Origin of the sequence: Vibrio sp. M260118 (assembly GCF_036533755.1) — a bacterium.
Classification (GTDB): domain Bacteria; phylum Pseudomonadota; class Gammaproteobacteria; order Enterobacterales; family Vibrionaceae; genus Vibrio.
In genome coordinates this window covers 23,504-30,203 of record NZ_JATABG010000009.1, presented here as the reverse complement: position 1 = coordinate 30,203, position 6,700 = coordinate 23,504, and the positions used below count along the sequence as shown (strand labels likewise).

Genomic DNA, 6,700 nt, shown 5'->3' with positions numbered 1-6,700 from the left:
GTTGTCACCATGACCAGATTCAGCGACGAGTGGCACGTCCAACTCCGCAGCAGCTTCCATCAATTGTTGTACTTTACTTTCAATTTCGGCTAAAGCTGACTCCTGAACCTCAAATACCAGTTCATCGTGTACTTGCATCAATAACTTAACTCGACTATCACCTTCTGCTTGAATCCACTCATCGACTAACAACATTGCTTTTTTAATGATGTCAGCTGCGGTTCCTTGCATTGGTGCGTTGATCGCAGCTCGTTCAGCCGCTTTACGACGCATACCATTACGCGACTTAATCTCTGGAAGGTGTAAACGACGACCGAAGATAGTCTCAACATAACCCTGTTCTGCGGCTGCGCTACGAGTATCTTCCATATACTGCATAACGCCAGGGTAACGTTCAAAGTACTTGTTCATGTAGTCTTGCGCTTCACCACGAGGAATACCCAGCTGTTTAGCCAGACCAAATGCACTCATGCCGTAGATAAGGCCAAAATTAACCGCTTTGGCACGACGGCGCTGCTCAGAACTTACTTGTTCTATAGTTGTGCCCATTATTTCCGCTGCTGTCGCTGCGTGGATATCTTTGCCTTGCTGGAATGCCTCTAACAACGCTTTGTCGCCAGACAGGTGTGCCATAATACGTAATTCAATTTGCGAGTAATCGACCGCCATGATCTTATAGCCACGCTCTGCAATAAATGCCTGACGAATACGGCGACCTTCCTCATTGCGAATTGGAATATTCTGTAAGTTTGGATCGGTTGATGATAAGCGACCCGTTGCCGTTACGGCTTGATGGTACGAGGTATGTACACGCCCAGTCTCTGGGTTGATCATCTTAGGCAGTTTGTCAGTGTAGGTTGATTTTAGCTTAGCTAACCCACGGTACTCTAAAATGAGCTTAGGCAGAGGGTAATCCAACGCCAGCTCTTGCAAAACCTCTTCATTAGTCGACGGCGTACCAGAAGGTGTCTTCTTGACAACTGGTAAGCCCATTTTCTCAAATAAAATCGCTTGCAGCTGCTTTGGCGAGTTCATGTTGAACTCTTGCTCAGCAATTTCAAACGCCTTCTGTTCGAGTTCATCAAGACGTTGAGCAATCTCTTGTGACTGAGTAGATAACTTCATGTCATCAATCAGAACACCGGTGCGCTCAATACGTGAAAGAACGGGTACCAAAGGAACTTCAATCTCTTGGTAGATCGCTTTTAACTTGTCATCTTGCTCAATATTGCTCATCAAACGGTTATGCAGACGCAACGTGACATCTGCATCTTCTGCCGCGTATGGTGAAGCTTCGCCAAGATCAATCTGGTTGAATGTCAGCTGGTTCTTACCTTTACCCGCGATTTGCTCGAATGAGATGCAACTATGCTGAAGAAAGCGTAGTGCCAAGCTGTCCATATCGTGTTTGCCACCAACGCTGTTGTATACATATGAAGCCAGCATGGTGTCATGCTTAATACCTTTCATCTCAATGCCGTAACGTGCAAGCACGCTCGCGTCATACTTAAGATTTTGACCTACTTTCGCTTGAGCCTCATCTTCTAGGATTGGTTTTAACTGCTCAAGAACCCAGTTACGATCAAGCTGCTCTGGTGCATCTAGATAATCGTGAGCAACAGGTACATATGCAGCAATACCTTCTTCAGTCGCAAATGATAGACCGACTAGATTTGCCACCATGTAGTCCAAACTGTCGGTCTCTGTATCAAATGCAAACACTTCAGCAGCTGTTAGTTTCTCTAACCAAGTGTTGAAAGTGGCCTCATCTAATATAGTTTCGTACTGGCTACGATCGATAGTCACCGCCGAAGTATCCATTTCAGCAACATTGCTCACGGAAGTTGCTGAACGTTTAGCTGCTGATTTTTCATCAGCCTCAACTGCACCTGAACCGCCATCGAGAAGTTCATTTAGCCACGACTTAAACACCAATTGACCATAAAGTTTAATCAGTTCGTCTCTGTTTGGTTCAGATTTAAGCAAAGATTCAGGCGTCTGTTCTAGCTCAACATCAAGCTTTATCGTCGCTAGGTCATAGGATAAACGGGCATTTTCTTCGTTATCGAGTAGCTTTTTCGCCATGGTTTTCGAACCACGGAAGCCAAGAGGGGCAATATCATCGAGATTTTCATACAGTTTGTTGATACCTCCAATCCCTTGCAGCAATGCTGTTGCTGTTTTGTCACCCACGCCCGGAACGCCCGGAATGTTATCGACCTTATCGCCCATCAACGCGAGGTAATCGATAATAAGCTCGGGTGGGATGCCAAACTTATCAACCACGCCTTCACGATCCATCACCACATTAGTCATGGTGTTGATCAAAGTAACGTTGTCATCCACTAACTGCGCCATATCTTTATCACCAGTACTGATCAGTACCGGCATACCCGCCTGTGACGCTTGGTAAGCTAGCGTTCCGATAACATCATCGGCTTCGACACCTGGGGTGCAGATCAACGGCAAGCCCATTGCACGGATTACGTTGTGCAAAGGCTCAATCTGACAACGCAGATCATCTGGCATTGGAGGACGATTAGCTTTGTACTCTGGGTACATTTCGTCACGGAACGTTTTTCCTTTGGCATCAAACACAACAGCAATACGCTCTGAAGAGAACTGACGCATCATGCTGCGCAGCATGTTAACCACACCATAAACAGCATTAGTTGGTATTTCACCATTACTCATCGTTTCTGGATAAGCGTGGAACGCGCGGTATAAGTAAGAAGAACCGTCGATCAAAATCAACGGATTGTCAGGGATGTTGGCCATAGTCTTTACGTATCCAAACAAAATGCACAAAAAGATCTGCTTAGGATGCCATGACTAAGACAGTGAATCCATTTTAACTCTTTGATCTGCTCCGACACATTTGACTATTCCTTTGCCTGGGTCTCAGCCTCTCTGTGGATAACTCTGTTTATATTATTTACCCACAGGATATAAAACAGTGAACACAAAAATCAAAATCAACGATAAATGCATGTTAATTAAGAAATATATTCAAGATCGATCGTTTAAAGATCGATCCCAAAATGATCTTGCATTGTGGAAAAGACTATTGGTGTCCTTTTGTTCGAGGACAAATTGAAGGCATAAAAAAAGCGACATCGTTCGATGTCGCCTAGCAAAAAGGGGTCAAAGCAATTCAGGTGAATGATGTGCTTTGCCATAAAGCTATAAATTACACTGGAAGCAATGTGAGCAATGTCGTGTCAAAAAGAACTCGTGCAAGTTCGATTAAGTTCAGTGTCATCACCACCTCCATTTATGAATTTGGTAACTCAACGTCCTTGTGAACTTCTCTCATTCCCTAAGACGAGATAAATAATAACCATTCTCATTTAATACGTCAACACCTAAATGAGAAAAAATCTCATTTAATTTTGATGACACTTATCCAACTGCTTCACAAAATGAATACGACTCTCAAGCAAAGGCTCTTTTTGCTCATAATTTTCAATCACATAGCCATTTTTAATCAACAACATCAGCATCGCTGGAAACTGGTTACGCGATTTCACCTTAAGCTGCTGATAGCCCTGCTCACTAACCCAAGCCTCCTGAATTTCGAGCAGCTTTTGAGCTACTCCTTTGTTACGCGCCAGTGAAGACACACCACCAAACCAACTATAAAAAGTCGTTTCATCAATCTGGTAGCCAATCTTAAACCCTAGTAGGTTATCCCCTTCTTGAGCAATTTGAATTAAGGAACGCGGTTTCCCTTCTAGGCGTGCCGACAAACTTTCGACCGTCTCTTTGTGGCTAAACTCATCAATCTCTTGCACCACTTGAACACACTCTTCTAACGTTCCGAAACGATAAATAATGCTCATCAAGGTTCTCCAACACGAAAAAAGGCTGACATACGTCAGCCTGATAGTTATTACTTAGCTAAGGCTATTACTGGTCGTCTTTTAAGAACGTCGCTGCTTGGGCATTTTCTTCCGCCAACCACTCGGCGACGTCTTTTGCAAAGTACGTTAAGATGCCATCCGCACCGGCGCGTTTAAAGCACAGTAGAGATTCCATTACTGTCTCACGCTCTTTTAACCAGCCATTGGCGAAAGCTGCCTTGTGCATCGCATACTCGCCAGATACTTGATAAGCAAATGTCGGTACTTCGAGCTCAGACTTCACACGGCGCACGATATCAAGATACGGCATACCAGGCTTAACCATGACCATGTCCGCACCTTCATTAACGTCCATTGCCACTTCATGAAGTGCTTCATCACTGTTAGCAGGGTCCATCTGGTAGTTCTTCTTGTTGCCACCTTTAAGATTGCTCGCACTACCGACAGCATCGCGGAATGGGCCATAGTAACAAGAAGCATACTTAGCAGAGTAAGCCATAATCTGGGTATTGATATGGCCGGCTTGTTCTAGCGCTTTACGTATTTCGCCAATACGACCATCCATCATGTCGGATGGCGCAACCACATCGGCTCCCGCCTCTGCATGAGACAGCGCTTGTTTAACCAATACTTTGGTTGTTTCGTCATTGAGCACATAACCATCTTCATCGATGATGCCATCTTGGCCATGAGTGGTGAAGGGATCAAGCGCGACATCAGTAATCACACCAATCTCTGGCACATGCTCTTTTAAAGAACGTACTGCACGCTGAACCAAGCCTTCAGGGTTGTAAGCTTCTGCAGCACATAGGCTTTTGGCATCTTGGTTTACCACAGGGAATAGAGCGATAGCAGGTACACCTAACTGAGCGAGGTATTGCGCCTCTTCTAGCATTAAATCAATCGACAGGCGTTCAATACCCGGCATTGATTCAACGGTTTCGCGGCGATCTTTACCCATCAAAATAAACATCGGGTAAATCAGATCGTTAACTGACAATTGATGTTCAGCCATCAAACGGCGACTGAAGTCATGCTTGCGTAGACGACGCATACGACGGCCTGGGAATTGACCTTGAATCGAAACTGACACTCTATTCTCCTTGTGTGGTGAAAGTGCTTGGCTTGCATAATATCATTCAAAATTCATCATGCCACTGCACGCTGAGAAAAATGCAACAAATGACCAAATGCTTACACTGCCGTATACTCTCAGCACTGATTGATTGCGAGAAAGGCCATGATAGATACCCACGCGCACATTTATGCGACCGAATTTGATACCGACCGCGACCAAGTAGTCAAGCGAGCATTGGCGCAAGGCATTGACAAGATTCTGCTGCCAAACATCGACCTAGACTCAATTGAGCCTATGTTACGTACCGAGGCTCAGTATCCTGACGTTTGTCGCTCTATGATGGGTCTTCACCCTTGCTACGTCGATGGTAATGTTAAGCAGAGCCTAGAGGTTATTTATTCATGGTTTGCAAAGCACAATTTTATCGCTGTCGGTGAGATTGGTATCGACCTCTACTGGGATAAAACCTACAAAGCAGAACAAGAGATGGCTTTTATCACTCAGCTCAATTGGGCCAAAGAGATGAAACTGCCTGCTGTGATCCACACACGAGATTCGATTGAAGAGACGCTAGCTCTGCTACGCAATGAGCAAGATGGCTCACTTTCTGGCGTATTCCATTGCTTTGGTGGCAGCGTTGAGGAAGCAAAAGCGATCAACGATCTCGGTTTTCATCTCGGACTGGGTGGCGTATCTACCTTTAAGAATGGCGGTATGGATAAGGTTATTCCTCACCTCGATATGGACTACATTATCTTGGAAACCGACTGCCCTTACCTCGCCCCAGTTCCACACCGGGGCAAACGCAACGAGCCCGCTTATACTTCGCTGGTCGCTCAACGCGTAGCTGACCTAAGAGAAATGAGTATCGAGCAAGTAGATAACCTCACCACTCATAACGCCAAGACGCTGTTTAGCCTATAGTTCTCCAGTTCCCCAAAAACAAAACGGGGTTGATAATAAGCTATCAACCCCGTTGTTCTATACAATGCAATGAAAGAGCTACTCTTCCACACTATCCTCACCGTCATCTTTACGTACATAGAAACGCGCAAAGAACAGGCCTACTTCAAACAGTAAGCACATAGGAATCGCCAATAAAGTTTGCGAGATCATATCTGGTGGTGTCAGCATCATACCAACAACAAACGCCCCAACGATGATGTAAGGTCTTTTCTGGCTTAAGCTCTTAGGATCGGTGGCCCCTGTCCAACAAAGCAAGATGATGGCGACAGGCACTTCAAATGCGATGCCGAAAGCCAAAAATAGAGCCAAGACAAAATCGAGATAACTGGATATATCTGTTGCAAACTCAACCCCACCGAGAGAAATAGCCGTGAAGAAGCCAAACACCAGTGGGAACACGACGAAGTAAGCAAAGGCCACACCACAGTAAAATAACAGCGAGCTTGAGAACATCAATGGCATGATCAAGCGGCGTTCATGCTTATAGAGGCCCGGAGCGACAAACGCCCACACCTGATAAAGAATGAACGGTACAGCAACAAAGATCGATGCAATTAAAGTCAGCTTTAACGGCGTAAAGAAGGGAGAAGCAACATCTGTCGCGATCATTGTCGCCCCTTCAGGTAGGCGTTCTACCAAAGGCGCTGAAACAAACTCGTAAATATCATTGGCAAAATAGATTAGCCCGATGAAAACCACCAGCACTGCTAAGATTGCTCTCAGCAAGCGGTTTCTCAATTCTAATAGGTGACTAATCAAAGGTTGTGTCTGCTCAACAGAAGACATGGAAACC

At 45.2% G+C, this 6,700-nt stretch carries 5 protein-coding genes; 1 reads left to right on the top strand and 4 read right to left on the bottom strand.

Annotation, left to right across the window (positions count from 1 at the left end; all coding sequences use genetic code 11):
- The 3 genes from polA to hemB all read right to left on the bottom strand — a co-directional run.
- A partial coding sequence (polA, locus tag QTO00_RS01475) for a DNA polymerase I (RefSeq protein ID WP_331422527.1) occupies positions 1-2,778 on the bottom strand: 2,778 nt, incomplete at its 3' end.
- A 608-nt stretch (positions 2,779-3,386) separates the two neighbouring features.
- Entirely contained in the window at positions 3,387-3,842 is a 456-nt protein-coding gene (locus tag QTO00_RS01470; RefSeq protein WP_331422525.1) for a GNAT family N-acetyltransferase, read from the bottom strand.
- 67 nt (positions 3,843-3,909) lie between these two features.
- Positions 3,910-4,956, bottom strand: coding sequence for a porphobilinogen synthase (gene hemB, locus QTO00_RS01465; RefSeq protein WP_331422523.1), 1,047 nt, complete (start codon positions 4,954-4,956; stop codon positions 3,910-3,912).
- 147 nt (positions 4,957-5,103) lie between these two features.
- On the opposite strand from hemB, the gene QTO00_RS01460 reads away from it, so the two are divergent.
- On the top strand, positions 5,104-5,865 hold the full coding sequence (locus QTO00_RS01460) for a TatD family hydrolase (RefSeq protein ID WP_331422522.1): 762 nt from the start codon (positions 5,104-5,106) through the stop codon (positions 5,863-5,865).
- A gap of 78 nt (positions 5,866-5,943) precedes the next feature.
- On the opposite strand, the gene tatC is transcribed toward QTO00_RS01460, so the two are convergent.
- Positions 5,944-6,693, bottom strand: coding sequence for a twin-arginine translocase subunit TatC (gene tatC / locus QTO00_RS01455; protein WP_331422520.1), 750 nt, complete (start codon positions 6,691-6,693; stop codon positions 5,944-5,946).
- Positions 6,694-6,700 lie beyond the last annotated feature (7 nt).

Excerpts from the sequence above, each read along its gene's own strand:
- QTO00_RS01470 (WP_331422525.1), bottom strand. The coding sequence starts at position 3,842 with ATGAGCATTATTTATCGTTTCGGAACGTTAGAAGAGTGTGTTCAAGTG.
- QTO00_RS01460 (WP_331422522.1), top strand. The coding sequence starts at position 5,104 with ATGATAGATACCCACGCGCACATTTATGCGACCGAATTTGATACCGAC.
- tatC (WP_331422520.1), bottom strand. The coding sequence starts at position 6,693 with ATGTCTTCTGTTGAGCAGACACAACCTTTGATTAGTCACCTATTAGAA.